At 34.0% G+C, this 18,611-nt stretch carries 19 protein-coding genes, 2 tRNA genes, 1 pseudogene, 1 riboswitch and 1 other annotated feature; of the genes and pseudogenes, 3 read left to right on the top strand and 19 right to left on the bottom strand.

Annotated elements, in window-relative coordinates:
- Positions 1-144 precede the first annotated feature (144 nt).
- The 5 genes from FYJ55_RS07665 to FYJ55_RS07645 all read right to left on the bottom strand — a co-directional run bounded on the left by FYJ55_RS07665 (position 145) and on the right by FYJ55_RS07645 (position 3,478).
- Complete coding sequence (locus FYJ55_RS07665) at positions 145-1,227, bottom strand: iron-containing alcohol dehydrogenase family protein (RefSeq protein ID WP_154556334.1); 1,083 nt, start codon at positions 1,225-1,227, stop codon at positions 145-147.
- Positions 1,214-2,365, bottom strand: coding sequence for a YkvI family membrane protein (locus tag FYJ55_RS07660; RefSeq protein ID WP_154556333.1), 1,152 nt, complete (start codon positions 2,363-2,365; stop codon positions 1,214-1,216). The genes FYJ55_RS07665 and FYJ55_RS07660 overlap by 14 nt, the downstream gene beginning before the upstream one ends.
- Positions 2,366-2,434: 69 nt before the next feature.
- Positions 2,435-2,673: a binding site (T-box leader), on the bottom strand.
- 105 nt (positions 2,674-2,778) lie between these two features.
- Positions 2,779-3,255: a methylated-DNA--[protein]-cysteine S-methyltransferase gene (locus FYJ55_RS07655; RefSeq protein ID WP_154556332.1), complete on the bottom strand. Its 477-nt coding sequence runs from the start codon at positions 3,253-3,255 to the stop codon at positions 2,779-2,781.
- A gap of 56 nt (positions 3,256-3,311) precedes the next feature.
- A tRNA-Ala gene (locus tag FYJ55_RS07650) sits at positions 3,312-3,387 on the bottom strand.
- Positions 3,388-3,401: 14 nt separating this feature from the next.
- Positions 3,402-3,478, bottom strand: a tRNA-Ile gene (locus FYJ55_RS07645).
- A gap of 146 nt (positions 3,479-3,624) precedes the next feature.
- Between FYJ55_RS07645 and FYJ55_RS07640 the strand changes: the two genes are divergently transcribed.
- A complete protein-coding gene (locus FYJ55_RS07640; protein ID WP_154556331.1) occupies positions 3,625-5,265 on the top strand; it encodes a DUF2130 domain-containing protein in 1,641 nt (546 codons plus the stop codon).
- Positions 5,266-5,297: 32 nt separating this feature from the next.
- Here FYJ55_RS07640 and FYJ55_RS07635 read toward each other — a convergent pair whose 3' ends face one another.
- The 13 genes and pseudogenes from FYJ55_RS07635 to FYJ55_RS07575 all read right to left on the bottom strand — a co-directional run bounded on the left by FYJ55_RS07635 (position 5,298) and on the right by FYJ55_RS07575 (position 15,041).
- Entirely contained in the window at positions 5,298-6,194 is an 897-nt protein-coding gene (locus FYJ55_RS07635; RefSeq protein WP_154556330.1) for a CPBP family intramembrane glutamic endopeptidase, read from the bottom strand.
- 44 nt (positions 6,195-6,238) lie between these two features.
- Entirely contained in the window at positions 6,239-6,745 is a 507-nt protein-coding gene (locus tag FYJ55_RS07630; RefSeq protein ID WP_117570969.1) for a transcription repressor NadR, read from the bottom strand.
- Positions 6,746-7,597, bottom strand: coding sequence for a carboxylating nicotinate-nucleotide diphosphorylase (nadC, locus tag FYJ55_RS07625; RefSeq protein ID WP_279141485.1), 852 nt, complete (start codon positions 7,595-7,597; stop codon positions 6,746-6,748). It lies immediately after the preceding gene.
- Positions 7,590-8,882, bottom strand: a complete 1,293-nt coding sequence (locus tag FYJ55_RS07620; RefSeq protein WP_154556329.1) for an L-aspartate oxidase — start codon at positions 8,880-8,882, stop codon at positions 7,590-7,592. The genes nadC and FYJ55_RS07620 overlap by 8 nt, the downstream gene beginning before the upstream one ends.
- Position 8,883: 1 nt before the next feature.
- A complete protein-coding gene (gene nadA, locus FYJ55_RS07615; RefSeq protein ID WP_154556328.1) occupies positions 8,884-9,789 on the bottom strand; it encodes a quinolinate synthase NadA in 906 nt (301 codons plus the stop codon).
- 158 nt (positions 9,790-9,947) lie between these two features.
- Positions 9,948-10,457 carry a ferritin gene (locus FYJ55_RS07610; protein WP_040466396.1) on the bottom strand — a complete coding sequence of 170 codons (510 nt, stop codon included), beginning with the start codon at positions 10,455-10,457 and terminating at the stop codon, positions 9,948-9,950.
- Positions 10,458-10,521: 64 nt separating this feature from the next.
- A pseudogene (locus tag FYJ55_RS07605) lies at positions 10,522-10,953 on the bottom strand (flavodoxin family protein); the annotation flags it as partial.
- A 43-nt stretch (positions 10,954-10,996) separates the two neighbouring features.
- Complete coding sequence (locus FYJ55_RS07600) at positions 10,997-11,245, bottom strand: hypothetical protein (RefSeq protein WP_147325318.1); 249 nt, start codon at positions 11,243-11,245, stop codon at positions 10,997-10,999.
- Positions 11,246-11,308: 63 nt separating this feature from the next.
- Complete coding sequence (gene rbr, locus FYJ55_RS07595) at positions 11,309-11,851, bottom strand: rubrerythrin (protein WP_154556326.1); 543 nt, start codon at positions 11,849-11,851, stop codon at positions 11,309-11,311.
- 95 nt (positions 11,852-11,946) lie between these two features.
- A complete protein-coding gene (locus FYJ55_RS07590) occupies positions 11,947-12,336 on the bottom strand; it encodes an Inorganic pyrophosphatase (protein ID WP_117570913.1) in 390 nt (129 codons plus the stop codon).
- 77 nt (positions 12,337-12,413) lie between these two features.
- The gene (locus FYJ55_RS07585; protein ID WP_154556325.1) at positions 12,414-13,397 is read right to left on the bottom strand and encodes an asparaginase; all 984 of its coding nucleotides are present in this window, start codon (positions 13,395-13,397) and stop codon (positions 12,414-12,416) included.
- A complete protein-coding gene (locus tag FYJ55_RS07580; protein WP_117570911.1) occupies positions 13,390-13,899 on the bottom strand; it encodes a hypothetical protein in 510 nt (169 codons plus the stop codon). Before FYJ55_RS07580 ends, FYJ55_RS07585 begins: the two co-directional genes overlap by 8 nt.
- A gap of 8 nt (positions 13,900-13,907) precedes the next feature.
- Positions 13,908-15,041, bottom strand: coding sequence for a glycerate kinase (locus FYJ55_RS07575; protein ID WP_154556324.1), 1,134 nt, complete (start codon positions 15,039-15,041; stop codon positions 13,908-13,910).
- 175 nt (positions 15,042-15,216) lie between these two features.
- On the opposite strand from FYJ55_RS07575, the gene coaBC reads away from it, so the two are divergent.
- The gene (gene coaBC, locus FYJ55_RS07570; protein ID WP_154556323.1) at positions 15,217-16,413 is read left to right on the top strand and encodes a bifunctional phosphopantothenoylcysteine decarboxylase/phosphopantothenate--cysteine ligase CoaBC; all 1,197 of its coding nucleotides are present in this window, start codon (positions 15,217-15,219) and stop codon (positions 16,411-16,413) included.
- A 1-nt stretch (position 16,414) separates the two neighbouring features.
- Positions 16,415-17,182: a type III pantothenate kinase gene (locus FYJ55_RS07565; protein WP_154556322.1), complete on the top strand. Its 768-nt coding sequence runs from the start codon at positions 16,415-16,417 to the stop codon at positions 17,180-17,182.
- On the opposite strand, the gene FYJ55_RS07560 is transcribed toward FYJ55_RS07565, so the two are convergent.
- Positions 17,179-18,363, bottom strand: coding sequence for a cation:proton antiporter (locus FYJ55_RS07560; protein WP_154556321.1), 1,185 nt, complete (start codon positions 18,361-18,363; stop codon positions 17,179-17,181). The two genes, FYJ55_RS07565 and FYJ55_RS07560, sit on opposite strands and share 4 nt — an antisense overlap.
- 48 nt (positions 18,364-18,411) lie before the next feature.
- Positions 18,412-18,488, bottom strand: a riboswitch (Fluoride riboswitch).
- Positions 18,489-18,611 lie beyond the last annotated feature (123 nt).

Here is an 18,611-nt window from a genome sequence, read left to right as displayed (position 1 = left end):
TCAAAAAATTCAATATATCCTTCAAAATATATAAAAAAAAGACAATTTCATTTCGAAAATTGCCTATATACAATAAAAAGCCTATGTCCTTACGAAAAGGTATAGGCTTTTGTCAACAATCTGAAAGATCGATTTCTCGATCTCTTATAAACTTTGACCTACTGCATCTGCCTTTTTAATAGCGATAATAAACTCTTCTTTTGTGAATGGGAAAGGTGCATTTTTCCACTCATTTGTTTTTGTAGCCGCTTCAGTCAAAGCTTCCAAATGGCTTTCATCCAAATCCACATCCGCTAAAGTCACTGGTAAGCCGATTGATTTATTGAATTTTGCCATTTTCATTAAATTTTCTTCATCCTTGGCATATGCATACAATACTAATACACCAAAGGATACAACTTCACCATGTAGATGGTGTCCATCACGTGCAATTGAGCAACTACCATTATAGAAGGCATGCGCAATGCTTGAATTATAATAATATTCTGGCTGGTTTGTTAAGTTTGAAACATATCCAGTGGATACGACAATATCCAAGGCAATAGCTTCGATTGCAGCTGAATTTCTATCATTTTTACAATCTTCCATACCTTGTTTACCATATTCCAACAATGGTGCAGTACAAGTTTTCGCTAATGCCAATCCCATTGTAGCCGTGTGATCTAAAGTCTTTCCTTGTGTTGCGAATTCAACTTCACATTGTTTAGACAACGCATCCCCAATTCCTGCCCAGAAATATTCACTTGGTGCTTTTGCGATAACATCTGGATTGATAAAGATGTGAGCTGGACAATGAGGGTATGAATAGTGGTCCAATGCTCCATTATCATCATATACTACGGCAATAGCTGTAGCGGCCGAACAGTTTGAACAGATTGTTGGAAATGAGAAAACCATTTTGTCATTCATTTCAATGGATGCGGTTTTACAAGTATCGATAGCTTTTCCTCCACCAATCGCAAAGATAACATCGGCTTCTTGTACGTTTGGATTTGAAGTCAATTTATGTACGTTCGTCATAGTACATTCAATACCATATACAATTGAATCTGTAATAATAATATCAGTCTCTTTAATGGCTTCACGAATTCTTGGCTCAGCAGCTGCCAAAGCTCTTTTACCACCAATCAATACAACTTTTTTAACATTGTATTTTTCGCATACACCTGGGATTTCGTTGTAACAACTTTCTCCGACTGAATAATTAGACATTTCAATTGTTTTCATAAACTTCTGCTCCTTCTTTTACTTCAACACTTTTTGTATGATAATTCTTGTATACACCTACAGTTAAGAATGGAACGATAATGATTGCGATAGCTAAATATCCACAATATCCATATCCATATTTAATAATATTTGTTAATCCGGCTATAGAAATTGTCATGGATACAATAATAATAAAGGCAGATACAATAATTCTTTTCTTTACTGGATTTTCTACATTCTTTAAAACACGAATATTTTCAAAGCGAGCCACAAATCCGAATGTTGTTGTTACTGCTGTAGAAATTAAGCAAAGTAATAAACAAATACCATATACAACAACCATCCAGTTTGCATTCATCGCATTTAAACTTGTCAATGTAGGTAGAGTTGTTTCTCCGTAAACACTCTTCCAAGAAATTAACATCAATACACTTAATACTAATGCGACAGCATTCATCACAAATGAGATCCACATTGCTTTTGAACAAGATTTTCGATCTGGTAAGATAGCTCCACATGCTACGATTGTTGGTAATGTCACACATTGAAAACCTGCATATGTAAATGCATTTAAGATGGCTTTAGGCATATTCATAAAACCATTTACAGAAAAGTCATTTGCTAAAATAGCTCCAATATTTTGACCTTTTATGATTCCCATACCATAAATAACAATAGCTGTTACCAAAATAGCCATACCCATATATGTACTTGCCATACGAACCACGTTGGTTCCAAAAATTGTTAAGCAAAGAACAACAATCCCAACCGCAACGACACAAGCATAATAATTAAATCCAAAGTATTGTTGTAATGCACTTGCAGCTCCACTAATAGCTGCTGCAACTGCCATCAAAACCATGATATTAAAGAAGATCTCAAATAAGATTTCCAACTTATCGAATGGATGATATAAGTTTTCAAACAATTCCTTTGCGCTTGTCAAATTTCTCTGGTTATACATCACCATGGCTTCTCGCATTGTCAATATCAATAGCAACATAGCTATTATGGCACTCACAATACCAGTCCATCCTATGCCTACATAATATGTATTTGCCTGATTTCCTGTGGCAAATCCACCTCCAGCATGTGCTGAGAATAATACGGCGCCTACCGAAAATATCGCCATTTTTCCAACTTTTTGTGCTTTCATACTTTTCCTCCTATAGCGTGCACAACAAGCTAACAAAAAAACCAATCGTTTCTTGCTGCCTGTTTAGACAGAAGAGACGAAAGGTTAGATTTACAATACTTCCGCGGTACCACTCTTCTTCATTCATTTAAGAATGCACTCATTTCAGATGCTATCACATCCTGCTTTATTAACGTTAAGCCTACGTTCAAGTCTTATCAACCTGACCACTCCATGGTAAGTTCAAAGTTCCATCTTTTATGTCTTGCACCAACCGACAACTCTCTAACAAAGGCTTTCCTTTTACTACTCCATTTCCTTGTGTTTTGTGCGTTTATAATAACACTACATTTTCATTTATGCAAGCATTTTCTTACATTTATTTTCAGTAAATTCGAATCTACGTTTTACATCCATCAAAAAAATGGTCCATATTACTCATATTTACCCTCAATATCCAATAATTTTTCTTTCTTCTCAATTCCACCTGCATATCCAGTTAAACTACTGTTGGATCCAATTACTCTATGGCAAGGAATCAAAATCGAGATCTTATTATGTCCGACAGCACTTCCCACCGCTTGTGCTGACATTGATGGAGAAATCATTCTTGCGATATCTTTATATGTCATAGTTTTACCATAGGGTATTTTAAGAAGAAGTTGCCAAACTTTCTTTTGAAACTGTGTTCCAATTAGATGCATATTAGGTAAAGCCTTTGGTTCTTTACCTTTAAAATAAAGATTTAACCATTCTTTTGTTTCTTTTAAAACAGCCGTTTCTTCTTCAATTGGTTCTTTTAAACCATTCGCATAATATTTTTGATTTTCAAACCAAACGCCAATCAATCCAATTTCATCGGCAGCCAATAACATTTTCCCTAATGGTGAATCATAATATTGTATATACATAATCAATCCTCTAAACAAGAAAAAAAGCCATCCGAAGATGACTTACATTTCAAAATTGGTGGAGCGTATCGGGATCGAACCGATGACCCCCTGCGTGCAAGGCAGGTGCTCTCCCAGCTGAGCTAACACCCCATATCTTCAGCAAATGGTGGGCCTGAATGGACTTGAACCAACGACCTCACCCTTATCAGGGGTGCGCTCTAACCACCTGAGCTACAGGCCCATTTGCTGAATGCCCATTTAATATACCATGTGATTTTATATTATGCAAGTCTTTTTTTGATTTTTTTTAAATATTATAATGAATCTAGTTTTAGACATCAATATTGTCAATTTAATGATTATAATCTTATAAAATGGAGGTAGCTTATGAGTCAAATAAAATGTCCCAATTGTGGAACTGTATTTCAGGTGGATGAGAGTCAGTACCATGAAATCTTACAACAAGTTCGTAATGAAGAATTTGAAAAAGAATTAAATGAAAGACAAAAGAATTCAAACCAGATTATTCAATCTAAACTTGAAAAAGAATATGAAGCTAAATTAAGTCAGAAAGCCTTAGAAATCAAAGAGCTTCAGGCAAATAAAGAACAAGAAATCATTTCTTTAAAAGAACAATTAAAGTCTACTGAACAAATTATCAAGAGTGAAACTGAAAAAGCTTATCAAGAGCAATTAAACAAGAAAGAGCTTGAAATCAAACAGCTGCAATCGGATTTTAATCAGAAACAAAGTGATAAAGAACAGGAAGTCATTTCATTAAAAGAAAAGCTAGAAGCAAGTACACAGTTAACGAAAGCTGAAACACAAAAAGAATATCAGGAGCAATTAAATCAAAAAGATTTAGAGATTTCTAAACTCAATGCCAAATTAGAACAGATTCTTTCGCAGAATAAGATCCATGAATCTAAGACTGAACAAGAATATAGATTACAGCTGCAGGCAAAGGAAAATGAAATTCAAGCCTTAAAGAACAACATTTCAAACAACGAAAAAGTATTAAAGGCAAATCTAGAAAATACATACCGATCAAAGCTAAATGAAAAGAACCTTGAAATCCAGTCTTTAAAACAAGATATGGATAAGGCTAAGGTTGAAAACGAATTGAATGTAAAGAGTATTAAACAAGATCTACAAAATCAAATCGAGCAGGATAAAATGAAATATCAGCTTCAAGAAAAGAGCTTGCAGGAAAAATACGATACTTTACTACAAGCCAAAGATGAACAAATTGCCTACTATAAAGATTTCAAATTAAAACAGTCTACTAAAATGATTGGTGAATCTTTGGAACAACATTGTGAAATTGAATTCAATAAACTTCGTGCTACTGGTTTTCAAAATGCATACTTTGAAAAAGATAATGATGCTCGTACAGGATCAAAGGGTGATTATATCTATCGTGAGTTAGACGAGAATGGTGTAGAAATCATTTCCATCATGTTTGAAATGAAAAACGAAAATGACAAAACAGCTACAAAACATAAGAATGAAGATTTCTTAAAAGAATTAGATAAAGACCGTAATGAAAAGAATTGTGAATATGCTGTTCTTGTTTCTATGTTAGAGCCAGAAAACGAATTATATAACACGGGTATTGTTGATAAATCGCATCGCTATCAAAAGATGTATGTGATTCGTCCGCAGTTCTTTATTCCAATGATCACCATTTTAAGAAATGCTGCATTGAATTCTTTACAATATAAGAATGAATTGCAAGAAGTAAGAAATCAAAATATTGATATTACACATTTTGAAGAAAGCATGAATGATTTTAAACAAAAGTTCTCAAGAAATTATGAATTAGCTTCCAAAAAATTCAATACGGCTATCGAAGAGATTGATAAAACAATTTCACATCTTCAAAAGACAAAAGAAGCCTTACTATCAAGTGAGCGACAATTACAGTTGGCTAATAATAAAGCAGAAGATTTAACCATCAAGCGTTTAACCCGAAATAATCCTACAATGAAGCAAAAGTTTGATGAATTAAAAAAAGACAACAAATAAAGGACATTTCCAATATAGGAGATGTCCTCTTTTTAAAACATATTCATGAATAATGAAATGATGATCCAAAGTGTGGTAAATACTAGATACAAAATATTTGGGATTCGCTTAAAGAATCTTGCATACCAATTCTCATTTGTCTTCTCTTCTTTAATAAATTCATTAATTTCTTTTGATTTTAATACCATTGTAATGAGTCCATAAATCACAAAAGCAAGTACTAAAACTGTAATCAAAATATGATTTGAATATGCCGACATTAGAGCTAAAAAGTTATTTCCTGCATGAGCTAGCATAGTAACTAAAATACTATCCGATTTAAGATACATATAACATAGTACTAGACTCATAAAGAAAGCGGGTATGGCTTGTGTAATATTTAAATGTAAAAGTCCAAATAACAACGATGTAACAACAATGGCGAACATTTTATTATATTTCGACAATGTCTGTAGAATCATACCTCTAAATATCAACTCTTCAAATATAGGTGCAAGCACGACAACACTGATAAAAGTAAAAGTGTTATACAATAAACTACCGTTTAACGAAAAATCTGGACTTGTATCTGGTAATCCAAATTTTGATAATAAAGCACCAATAATACCAATCGCATAATTTAAAAAATACATCATTGAAACAGTATCTATTGTCTCTTTGGGTTTAAATGTAAACTTCAAATCTTTGATATTTTGTTTAAAAGAACTACTCATAAACCATAACAGGATGATTCCAGATATAAAAGAAATCAACATTTCAATGCAGGCATTGATTGCAGAATAATCATAATACAAAGAATACATGATTAAAGGCATTGCTACAAAGCTAAACAAAAAAGAGAGTGTTAGCTGCATAATAATATATAGCCATAATGCGCCTCCAACTTTACTTAATTCTTTATCAGGCATAAATTTAGGTGGTTGTTCCATAAGAATCACTACTTTCTAAATTAATTCTAACACAAAAGAGGCTCTTAGGCCTCTTGTAAAATATGAAGTTTTCTTAATGATTCCTCAATTGAATCTAAATCTTCTTTTGATTGTGCACTCACCGTATGACAATGATATCCACTCGTTAGATCCGTTAAAGGTTTTGCCTGATTCTGTGAAATAGAATCAATGAATTCCTTGACTTGTTTTCTAGAACTAATGTTCATTTTAGCCTCTAACTTTCCATATACATCATGTTTGACAAATACATTTTCAATACAGCCACCACAATCTACGATCGCATTCATTTCTTCTTCCATACGATCATTCAAATGAAAACAAGAAAATACTCTTCGAACTCTTTGATGTGAACATACATATCCTTTGTGTGTCGCATAAATATGAACATTTCTTGCCTTTAATAAGGCAATATCCTGCACAATGACTTGTCTTGATACATTAAACTTTTTGGAAAGTGCACTTCCTGAAACTGGCACTTCGCTTTTTGAAATCGTGTCATAAATGGCTTGAAGTCTAGCTTCTTTTTCCATTTATTTCACCTGCAAGTTTTTTAAAGACAAATCTAAAATAGGTGCTGAATGCGTTAGAGCACCACTTGAAATATAGTCCACACCTAAAGCCGTTAGTTTTTCAATGTTCTCTTTTGTGACATTTCCAGAACATTCTGTTTCGGCTCTTCCATCAATGATTTCAATTGCCTTTTTCATATTTTCAACACTCATGTTATCTAACATGATAATATCCGCACCTGCTTCAACCGCTTCTTTAACCTGTTCTAAATTTTCTACTTCCACTTCAATTTTACGAACAAAAGAAGCATAATCCTTTGCCATCTTAACTGCATTCGTGATTGAACCAGCTGCTGCGATATGATTATCCTTCAACATAACACCATCTGATAAATTGTATCTATGGTTATTTCCACCACCAACACGAACTGCATATTTTTCAAACACACGCATATTTGGTGTTGTTTTTCTTGTGTCCAACAGCTTTGTCTTTGAACCCTTCAAATAAGATGCGACACGATTTGTATAAGTGGCAATTCCACTCATTCTTTGAAGATAATTCAACGCCGTTCTTTCACCTGATAAAAGAACACGAACATCTCCAGACACTTCGGCCAATAATTGTCCGTCTTTAACGGAATCCCCATCTTTTACATAGAATTTCACTTCCATGTTTTCATCTAATAAATAAAAGACTCTTTCAAATACTTCAAGGCCTGCAATAATCCCATCTTCTTTACAGATCAATTGTACCTGCCCATATTGATAGGAAGGCATGACTGCATTTGTTGAAACATCTTCACTTGTTATATCTTCCTGCAAAGCTTGGATCAATAAGTGATCCACATTTAAACGCATTGTATTCTTATCCACGAGCTTGTCTCTCTCTTTCTATTTCTTCAAGTACCATATCGTGATACATTTTTTCTTGATTTGATAACTGATGTGACTTCGTCACTTTTGCCAAATGATCAAAATCATTTGTATAAGCCGGTTCCTTTTTCAATAAATCAACAACGGCTCTCTTTCCCCAAACTAAAGATTCCAATAAGGAATTACTAGCCAAACGATTTCTTCCGTGAACTCCATTACAGCTAGTTTCTCCAACTGCATATAAATGTGACATAGAAGTTCGTGAATCTTTATCTACATGAATTCCCCCCATAAAATAGTGCTGAGCTGGTGTAACAGGAATCCATTCTTTTGTACAATCATGTCCTTCTTCTAAACACTTTTCATAAATGTGAGGAAAATGATTCTTGATGACTTCTGCACCTAAAACAGTCATATCCATCCAAACATAAGGCATATCATCCTTCTTCATTTGTTCACGAATCTTTTGTGTCATGATATCGCGTGGCAACACTTCATTCGCAAAACGTTTTCCGTCTTTTCCATAAAGCTTAGCTCCTTCACCACGAACCGATTCACTAATAAGGAAGGCTCTTCCTTTTTTCTTTGTATATAAAGTTGTTGGGTGAATCTGTACATAATCCACATTTTCTAATTTAATACCATGCTGGATTGCAATCGCAATGGCATCTCCCGTTAAGTGTGGATAGTTTGTTGAATGATCATATAATCCGCCGATTCCACCACACGCAAAGATTGTGTAACCTGCTTCAATGCTCATTTCATTGTTGTTGGCATCTTTTGCCAAAACACCATAACATACATTGTCCTTTTCAATAATGTCTGTCATAGTGACATATTCCATGATTGTAACATTCTCTAATTTGCGAACCACATCTAATAAAGTGGATGTGATTTCTTTTCCTGTAATATCTTCATGGAATAAAATACGTGGTTTAGAGTGTGCCCCTTCACGCGTATAATCTAATTCACCATCTTTTGTCGCAAAATCAACACCATATCCAATCAATTCATTAATAATGTCACGGCTTGAATTAATCATAATTTCAACAGATTCCTTACGATTTTCGTAATGCCCTGCCTTCATAGTATCTTCCATAAAAGAATCAAAATCATTTTTGTCTCTCAATACACAAATTCCACCTTGTGCTAAAAATGAATCACTATTTTCGACATCAGATTTTGTCAACATTAGGACCTTTTTATCATTTGGAACATGTAAAGCTGCAAACAACCCACTTGCACCGGTTCCAACAATAACTATATCTGCCTCTAACTTTTCCATACTATTTTGCCAACTCCAACATTCTATCTAATGACTTTTCGGCCATAGCCTTCACTTCTTCATCTACAAACACTTCATTTGTCTCATTCAACAAACAATCATAAACTTTTTCCAAAGATACTTTTTTCATATTCATACAAATCAATTTATCGGATAATGGATAGAAAGTTTTATCTGGTGATTTCAACTGCATTTCATGAAGTACACCAAGTTCAGTGCCAATCACAAATTCTTTACTTGAATTTTCCACTGTATATTGAATCAATTCTGAAGTGCTTCCCGCAAAATCAGTTGCCTCAACAACTTCATTAACACACTCAGGATGAACAATGATTGGAACATTTGGATGTTCTTCACGTGCTTTTTCAACATCTTTTAATGTCACACGCTTATGCGTAATACAATATCCATCATTTAAGATAATATTCTTTTCAGGTACTTGTTTCTTCACATAAGCACCTAAGTTTCCGTCTGGAATAAAGAAAATATTTTTATTTGGAAGTGAACGAACAATCTTCAATGCGTTTGAACTTGTTACACAAATATCAGCCATCGTTTTTAATTCAGCTGTTGAGTTGATATAACATACGACCGCTAAATCTTCATATTCTTCTTTCATCCTCTTAATAACAGCCTTACTTGCCATGTGTGCCATTGGACAATCTGCATTTAAATCTGGCATCAATACTTTCTTGTCTGGATTCAACATTTTGGCACTTTCACCCATAAATTTAACACCCGCAAATACAATAATATCTGCATCCGTATTTTTTGCTTTCTTTGCCAAAGCATAAGAATCTCCGACAAAATCCGCTACATCTTGTACAGCTCCATCTACATAATAATGCGCTAAAATAATCGCATTTTTTTCCTTTTTTAATTTCAATACATCTTCCTTTAAAGACATGGAATTTTCCTCCCTTAAAAAATTTTACCGCTTTGAATTATACACCCAGGCTTTACATCTGACAAGACAGTTGTAAAGTCAATATTATATAAGTTATATATCACAAGGAAATAAGCATGAAAAAAGCGATGAATCAAAAATCATCGCCTTATTTTTTTCTATAAAATGCTTGGTGCAATATAAGTACGAGTTTTGTACTCTGCATCTAAATCATACAAACCCTTGGCATCGTGTCCAAACAATTCAAATCGAGAAATTAAATCCGAAGCATTCTTTTCTTCTTCTCCTTGTTCTTTGACAAACCAATCCAAGAACTGCATAGTTCTAAAATCTTTTTCTTCATAAGCCGCTGCGTAACAAGTATGAATCAATTCAGTTACGTATTGTTCATGTTTTAAGCCTGCCTTTAACGGATCACTTAGCTCATTTAAAGGAATATTTGGCTTATTAATAGCTTCCAAAACAACACTATAATCATTATCTTGAAGATATTGCATCATCAATTGAGCATGTGCAATCTCTTCTTGTACTTGAACATGATACCAATTTGCGAAACCCTCTAAACTTTTATCATGATAATAATTTTCGAAATCCAAATACAAATAAGCAGAATATAATTCTTTATTAACTTGATTATTCAACAAGTCCGCTACTTTCTTACTCAACATAGCACATTCCTTCTTTCTGACTACATCATACTCCTAGCAACAAGAAAAGTGTAGTGATATGCTCTCACAACGCTTCATTTACACATTTCATTAAGTTGTCTACATCCTTATCATTCGGATGTTTTAAAGCCTCATCAAAATTCTTCAACATTTCAGGATTCGACTCAAACTTTGCACGAATTGCCAAAGGCATCTTACCTTGGCACATACATGTTCCTTTAACGTAGTTGGATGCATCTAAATGGTTTTGAACATTTTTTAAAATCATCTCAAAATATTCTTTAGACTTACCAAAGCCAGCTGTTCCAAATAAGAAAACATTTTGATTACGTAGTGTAGAAAGATATTGTTTCATTTGATCATCACAATCTCCCTTATCACACCAGAATCCAATGCACAATAAATTTACAGGTTCTAAATTTTTTGCATTTTCTACAGGTACACAATATTTTGACTCCATAAAATTCAAGCCGTTTGCCAAAAATTGTGTATTCCCTGTTTTTGAACTTTAAACAATTCCTATCGTAAAATATATTCTTTCATAAGTAGCGATTACGCCATGCATAATACTCTTCATCTTTTTCCATATCAATACCATGGTCATTTTCATAAACTTCAAACGTATTCTGTTGAAATAGTGAAATAAAATCATTTCTTGATAGCTTTGAATGCCATTGACTATGCCATATATATACTTTATCTTTTTCCATTTTAATCAATGCACGATTTTCTAAACACACAAGTGCATGATTATCTTTTAGTTTTTCAATTGCCTCTATTATTTCCATAGGATTATTTTAGCACAACTTTCAAGGATAAGAAAAGACAGCCTAAGCTGTCTTGAGATATTATTATTCGTAATGATCTTTCAATTCTTGGAAATAAGCCTGTGGATGATTACATACTGGACATACCAATGGAGCTGTTTCGCCATAGTGAATGTGTCCACAATTCAAACAAATCCAAACTGTTGAAGTTGCCTTTTCAAACATAGCATCTTCTTCAACATCTTTCAACATAGCTTTATAACGAGCTTCATGATGTTTTTCAATAGCCCCTACGCCTTCGAACAAGGTAGCAATATCATCAAAGCCTTCCTCACGAGCTTCTTTAGCCATTGTTGCGTACATATCTGTCCACTCATAGTTTTCACCAGAAGCCGCATCTTTAAGGTTTTCTGTTGTTGTAGGTACTTTTCCACCATGCAAAGCCTTAAACCACAATTTTGCGTGTTCTTTTTCATTATTTGATGTTTCAGTGAAAATGTTCTGAATCTTTACATAACCATCTTTCTTAGCTTGTGAAGCGTAATATTGATACTTAACACTTGCCTGAGATTCTCCTGCAAAAGCAGCCATTAAATTCTTTTCTGTTTTAGATCCTTTTAATTCCATAATTAAGACCTCCTATCTTTCTTAATTATAAATCAACTCAACATGTTTGTCCATTAAAGCACACAAGAAAAGACAAATTCTAAGACCTGTCTTTTCTAATCATTATTTGACCAAGATGGTGTATCATTGCCTCTTCGTACTAAAATAGCTTTTTGGAATTCGGTTTGATCCAAGAACTCTAAAATACGCATCGTTTCTTCTTCTGTACATCCTATCAATAATTTGACGATACAATCCTTCTTAAGAATGTCAGCTGTAATCGCAATCGCATCTACATTATTTGTTGCGATAGAACCTTTGAAAACATCAATAGGTTTTTGATCTGAACCAAATGTATCTGAAAGAAAACCGTAATCTACAGGATAGACTAAATTTGTAAACTTATAGTGAGTACTTCCTTTTGGTCGGTCAATCGTACAACTGCTAGACAACAATAGCGTATCAAGCTTTTGCCAAAAGTATGCGTTATTTTCTAATTGCTGCATAATAACCTCCTGTCTTGTAATAGTCTATAAATTATTATAGCATTTACAAAATTATTTACAATACAAGAAAAGTTTTTTCAATATTCTTGGAAGAAAGATTTGATTATTTCATGGTTTTTAGTACAATTTAGTGCAAGCATCAATAAAATTCTTGCCTTTTGCGCTGAAAATTTATAGGCCGGAATAGTGACTCTTTTAGAATCAAAAATTTCTGAATCAAAGACAGCTCCCTCTAATACGCGACTTGCACGTACGACTGTACATTCTCCTGTATAATTTTCTAAAACCTCTTTAATTTTTGTTGGATAATTTCCTGAACCTGTTCCTGCTAGAACTAGGCCATCATACATGCCTAACATAAATTTTAACAATTCAGGATCCGAATCTGTGTGCACATAAAAGATTTCTACTTTAGGCAAGTCATCAAATTCCATTTTTGAAAAAATTGTTTGGAATGTATGTTTTTTAAATGGTGCATTCAATAAATACACATGATCATCACGCATATATCCTAGAGAGCCAAATTCACCCATTTTAAATGCATCTGTTTTATAGCTGTTTGTTTTCTGTAAATCTCTACCTGAATAGATTGTATCAGAAATCACAGCTAAAACACCGGCTTGCCAAGCTTCCATATGGCATGCTAAAGCTACTGCTTGATACAAATTCATAGGTCCATCTGCACTTGTTGCAGTTGCAGGTCGCATCGATCCTGTTAGGACAACAGGTTTATGACATGCCAACGTAAGATTTAAAAAGAAGGCTGTTTCTTCTAATGTATCTGTACCGTGTGTAATAACAATTCCATCCACATAGCTATCTTTTTCTAATTCATGACAAATTTTTCTTAATTCAATCCATTTATCTAAACCCATATCATTAGAATCTACATTGTATAATTGAATCGTATTTAGATTTGCCAAATCACGAATTTGTGGAATACTTTTAACAATTTCTTCCACATCAAAAGTGCCCGCCTCATAATTCGCACTTTTGCCTAAACTTCCTCGACCGGCAATTGTTCCTCCTGTCGCAATGATTGTAATATTCTTCTTATTCATATGTTTCTAAAAACTCCCAGAACTCTTGTGTATCTGCCAAATCAAAATCAACGGTAGAATCAACATCCCATAAACTGATTGAATGATCATCTTCACTATAACCAATACCTGCATGTGTGGCTTTGCCATTTTCAATCACATACAATGTTGGTGTATAAAGGAAATATGGAGCCATATCCAAAAGAATCTTTCCATCTTCTGTCGAGCTTTGTAGCTGCTTAGAATCCTGGCTAATTTTACTAAAGCCATAGTCTGTTGAATCAATCTTATATAAAACAAGGTTTGGATGTTCATCCTTTGTTTGTTTGATATATTCTTGTAAAGATTCACAATAAGGACAATTTTCTCTTTCAATAATTAACACAAAAGAGTCTTTATGATCTAATTTTTTCTGTAATTTTGTTGCCGTAATTTCTTTAATTTCAAAAGGTTCTTTTGAAGAACATCCAACAAGCCCAATGCACAGAATAAAAGCACAAAATATAGTTAATAGTTTTTTCATCGAACAACCTACTTTCTAATACCATCCATAAATTTAGTTAAACTAAAAGCCAATGCTTCTAGTTTTTCACTTCCAGTCTGTAAGGCCGTCTGAAAAGACATGGCACGATCAGCACTCGAAAAAATTCCAATCATACCTTGCTCATAAAGTGATTGATAACCTAAGCCTAAAGCCCCGCTCAAACAAACGCATGGCACATTATAGGATCTTGCCAAGTGGGCAATTCCTAGTGGCAATTTTCCATACAATGTCTGCGCATCCGTCTGACCTTCTCCAGTAATGACTAAATCAGCATCTTGAAGATGATTTTTTAAGCCAGAATATTCTATAACTAAATCGATGCCAGAAGTTCTTTTTGCCTTCATAACACCCAACAATACACATCCAATACCTCCAGCTGCTCCTGAACCTTCAAATTCATTCACATTCACATGGAATGTCTGTTTCAATTTCGTACAATAGTGAGCCATTCCTTTTTCGACTTCAGCCATTTGATTTAAATAAATTCCTTTTTGTTTCCCAAAAATATAAGTAGCCCCATTCTTCCCCAATAAATAATTCTTTACATCACAAGCACAAACGATTTCTACATCTTTTGGTAGTCTTGCATAACGCTTATCAATAAAAGCTATTTGACTAAGAGCATATACGCTTGGTACAAGTAATTCTCTTTTTGAATTATAAAAGCGAACCCCAAATTCATTTAAAATTCCCATACCACCATCATTTGTTGCACTGCCACCTAAGCCAATAATAATTTTTCTACATCCTCTAGAAAGTGCGTCTTTCATCATGATACCCACACCTTTACTTGATGCGATCATTGGATTTCTTTTTTCTTTAGGTGTCATATTCAGTCCGATGCAGCTAGCCACATCCATTATGGCAAGTTGACCATCTTGAGAAATACAGTATGTCGTAAATACATTTTTACCATAGGCATCCACAGTTAATACGTCTATTGTCTTTCCTTGAATGATATCGCAAAACACCATTGCCGTTCCTTCTCCGCCATCGGCCATAGGAAAAGTTAAAACTTCATGTTTATTATTTGCCTTTAATATTCCTTTTTTTATACTTTCTTCGACTTCTTTTGAAGACATACAACCTTTAAAAGAGTCACACGCAACAATTATTTTCATGCGTATATTTTACCATATGCCACAAAAAATAAACACTTTTTAATTTTTCAGTTTCATAAGTGAAAATATCCATAGTTAATACTTTATTGTTGCTTGAAAAGCAAGATGTCATATGGGATAATATTTGAGTGAAAAATCTATACGTGATTTTATTCACAAAGGAGAATCAATAATCATGGAAAAAAAACATGTCGTTATAGGGGTGTCTGGTGGTATTGCAGCCTACAAAGCTTGCGATCTTGTCAGCAAATTATCCAAAAAAGATTATGAAATCAAAGTTGTCATGACAAAACATGCTCAAGAATTTGTCAAACCAATCAACTTTGAATCTTTGAGTAAACATAAATGTGAGGTTTCTTTGTTTGACGAAACAAATGAAGATCCAATTGCCCACATTACTTTAGCTAAATGGGCTGATATCATGGTGCTAGTTCCGGCTACAGCCAATATCATTGCCAAAGTTGTTCATGGTATTGCGGATGATATTGTTTCAACAACATTCTTGGCTTGTCATACTAAAAAATTAATTTGTCCGGCAATGAATGTTCATATGTATGAGAATGAGGTCACCCAAAGAAATATTAAACTTGCCAAAGAACTTGGCTATAAATTTGTAGAACCCGTTGTTGGTCATTTGGCATGTAATGATACTGGAAAAGGTAAGCTTGCTGATGTGCAAGATATTGTGTCTGCCATTGATCATGAGTTTGAATTGGAACAAACATTAAAAGGAAAAAACGTTTTAGTTTCTGCAGGTCCAACGCAGGAAGCTTTAGATCCTGTTCGTTTTTTAAGCAATCATTCAAGTGGTAAACAAGGGTATGCGATTGCCAAAGCCGCAAAAGCTCTAGGTGCCAATGTAACTTTAGTTGCAGGTCCTACTGCTTTGGAAGATCTTAATGATGTAAATATGGTACACGTAACAAGTGCGCAAGATATGTTTGATGCGATCACATCGAGACTCGATGATCAAAACTACATCATCATGGCGGCTGCGGTTGCAGATTACAGACCTGAAATGGTCGCAGATCAAAAAATCAAAAAGTCAGATGAAGAGGTTACTTTTCATTTTGTAAAAAACCCAGATATCTTAGCTTATATTGGACAGCACAAAAAAGAGAATCAAGTCATTTGTGGTTTTGCGATGGAAACTCAGAATTTAGAGGAAAATGCACGAAAAAAACTAGAATCCAAAAATTGTGATATGTTGATTGCGAATAACTTATTCACAAGTGGTGCTGGTTTTCAGACAGACACAAATGTTGTGACTTTATTAAGAAAGAATGATACACAACATTTGCCTAAGTGTTCAAAAGAAGAATTGGGATATAAAATTCTAGAAACAATGAAAGAGATTGAGATGGAGAAATAATATGCTTGTAACAGTAGATATTGGAAATACAAATATTACGATTGGCATTTTTGATAAAGAGGATTTAATTGGTACATATCGATTAACTACAAAAGTAAGAAGAACGAGTGATGAATATGGTTTTATGTTAAAAAACTTTTTGGATCGTTCTAATGTACATGAAAAACAAATTGATTCCGTTATTGTTTCAAGTGTTGTTCCTAAAGTGATGCATTCCTTCACAAACGGAATCAAAAAATTTGTCGGTATCGAACCACTTATTGTTGGTCCTGGTATTAAGAGTGGTATCAGTGTTCAATTAGAAAACCCTAGAAATGTTGGTTCAGACCGTATTGCCGATTGTGCTGGTGCATTCAGTGAATATGGAGGACCCATTCTAGTGGCCGATTTTGGAACAGCTACAACTTATGACTATGTAGATGAAAATGGTTGTTTTAAAGCTGGTGCCATTGGTGTTGGTATTGAAACAGGAGCAAATGCATTATGGGGACAAACGGCACAACTTCCTGAAATTGAGATCAAACGTCCAAAAACAATCTTGGCAAGAAATACACAAACAGAAATGCAAGCTGGTGTATTCTATCAATTCTTGGGCGGAGTTGAATATACAATTGCTCAATTCAAAAAAGAAGTTGGTAAAGACATGAAAGTCATTGCGACTGGTGGTTTAGGAAGGATTGTTTGTAACTACACAAAATCCATTGACGTATATGATCCAAACCTAATTTTCAAAGGATTAAAAGTTATATATGAAAAGAACAAAGACTAATTAGTTCTTTGTTCTTTTTTTAGCCATTTTTTATATGTATGTTCAATTAAAAATGCGCCTAATGGAGCTGTAATCAAGATGGATAAAACAGCTACGGTCAATACAATTTGTCCACATCCTAGTCCTGCAGCCAAAGGAACTGAGCCAATTGCTGCTTGAACAGTAGCCTTAGGACAATATGCAATCATGCAAAATAAGCGTTCTGATTTTGCCAATGATGTTTTTAACAAACAAATAAATACTCCAAGCATTCTAAATAAAAGCACTCCAAATATCAACAGAATAGCCATAACGCCCGCTTTGAATGCATAAGAAATATTTACACAAGCTCCAACTAACACAAATAATAAGACTTCAGCACCTACCCATAACTTATTAAATTTAACGGATAGTCGTTTGGATGCAACAGAATAATTTCTTTGAAGGAAAATTCCCATAAACATAATCGCAAGTAATCCTGAAAATGGAATTGGTAAAGCATCCTCAAGTGTCACTAGAATAAATGCCACACTTAGTAGAATTAAAATCTTTACAGTATCTCGCATATGATTTTTCTTAAAGAAGATTGCAAACCCTTTTCCTAATAATGCTCCACACATAATACCGGTTAGAATGGATAGTGGAATATTCACAAAGCTTAATATATTCACACTTTCTCCTTGGGCTAAACCAAGAAATGCCGTAAACATCACAATCACAAATACATCATCTACACTTGCTCCAGCCAAAATCAATTGTGGAATACTTTCTTTCGTTCCATATCCTTCGTCCATAAGTTGTAACATTTTTGGAACAATAACTGCAGGACTTACGGCTGCAACAACGCTTCCCATAATAGCAGCATCTAGTAAAGAAATCCCTAATAATTTTGGTGCCAACAAAATCATTCCAACCATCTCAAAACAAGCTGGCACAAAACACATCAATATAGCTGGTCTTCCTACCCTTTTTAAATCACTTAAATCAAGATTCAATCCGGCTCGCATTAATATAATAATTAGAGCAATCTTTCTTAATTCACTGGATATGTTCAACAATGAAGAATTAATCAAACCAAGACAATAAGGTCCTAAAAGAATTCCTGTAAATATCATTCCTAATAATCCAGGTAATCCCATCTTTTTGCATAACCAAGATAAAAACATTCCTACAAGAAAAATATAAGATAAACTGATCAGCATTTTGTCTCTCCTTTCAAAACGTAGAAAAGCTGATGGTTTCCGCGTTAAAAAAACACAGAAGTCATCAGCTAATAAAAAGCGGTTTTAGTTTACAACTAAGGGAGAACTTCATTCCCAATGAGATTATACTACAATATTTAAGTTCTCATCAATAGCGTTTTAATCGATTCTTCGCTCACTGAGAAAATGGATGCGATAGCTTTAACACTAAAACCTTTGTCTAGCATGGTTTGATATACTTCAAATTG

This window comes from Holdemanella porci, from assembly GCF_009696075.1.
Lineage (GTDB): Bacteria > Bacillota_I > Bacilli_A > Erysipelotrichales > Erysipelotrichaceae > Holdemanella > Holdemanella porci.
Note: the sequence above shows the minus strand (reverse complement) of the source record. Positions and strands in the feature narration are given on the sequence as shown.

Excerpts from the sequence above, each read along its gene's own strand:
- FYJ55_RS07620 (WP_154556329.1), bottom strand. The coding sequence starts at position 8,882 with ATGGAAAAGTTAGAGGCAGATATAGTTATTGTTGGAACCGGTGCAAGT.
- FYJ55_RS07610 (WP_040466396.1), bottom strand. The coding sequence starts at position 10,457 with ATGTTGAGTAAGAAAGTAGCGGACTTGTTGAATAATCAAGTTAATAAA.
- FYJ55_RS07560 (WP_154556321.1), bottom strand. The coding sequence starts at position 18,363 with ATGCTGATCAGTTTATCTTATATTTTTCTTGTAGGAATGTTTTTATCT.
- FYJ55_RS07660 (WP_154556333.1), bottom strand. The coding sequence starts at position 2,365 with ATGAAAGCACAAAAAGTTGGAAAAATGGCGATATTTTCGGTAGGCGCC.
- FYJ55_RS07640 (WP_154556331.1), top strand. The coding sequence starts at position 3,625 with ATGAGTCAAATAAAATGTCCCAATTGTGGAACTGTATTTCAGGTGGAT.
- FYJ55_RS07565 (WP_154556322.1), top strand. The coding sequence starts at position 16,415 with ATGCTTGTAACAGTAGATATTGGAAATACAAATATTACGATTGGCATT.
- FYJ55_RS07665 (WP_154556334.1), bottom strand. The coding sequence starts at position 1,227 with ATGAAAACAATTGAAATGTCTAATTATTCAGTCGGAGAAAGTTGTTAC.
- nadA (WP_154556328.1), bottom strand. The coding sequence starts at position 9,789 with ATGTCTTTAAAGGAAGATGTATTGAAATTAAAAAAGGAAAAAAATGCG.
- FYJ55_RS07585 (WP_154556325.1), bottom strand. The coding sequence starts at position 13,397 with ATGAATAAGAAGAATATTACAATCATTGCGACAGGAGGAACAATTGCC.
- coaBC (WP_154556323.1), top strand. The coding sequence starts at position 15,217 with ATGGAAAAAAAACATGTCGTTATAGGGGTGTCTGGTGGTATTGCAGCC.
- FYJ55_RS07590 (WP_117570913.1), bottom strand. The coding sequence starts at position 12,336 with ATGCAGCAATTAGAAAATAACGCATACTTTTGGCAAAAGCTTGATACG.
- FYJ55_RS07635 (WP_154556330.1), bottom strand. The coding sequence starts at position 6,194 with ATGGAACAACCACCTAAATTTATGCCTGATAAAGAATTAAGTAAAGTT.
- rbr (WP_154556326.1), bottom strand. The coding sequence starts at position 11,851 with ATGGAATTAAAAGGATCTAAAACAGAAAAGAATTTAATGGCTGCTTTT.
- FYJ55_RS07655 (WP_154556332.1), bottom strand. The coding sequence starts at position 3,255 with ATGTATATACAATATTATGATTCACCATTAGGGAAAATGTTATTGGCT.
- FYJ55_RS07580 (WP_117570911.1), bottom strand. The coding sequence starts at position 13,899 with ATGAAAAAACTATTAACTATATTTTGTGCTTTTATTCTGTGCATTGGG.
- FYJ55_RS07575 (WP_154556324.1), bottom strand. The coding sequence starts at position 15,041 with ATGAAAATAATTGTTGCGTGTGACTCTTTTAAAGGTTGTATGTCTTCA.
- FYJ55_RS07600 (WP_147325318.1), bottom strand. The coding sequence starts at position 11,245 with ATGGAAATAATAGAGGCAATTGAAAAACTAAAAGATAATCATGCACTT.
- FYJ55_RS07630 (WP_117570969.1), bottom strand. The coding sequence starts at position 6,745 with ATGGAAAAAGAAGCTAGACTTCAAGCCATTTATGACACGATTTCAAAA.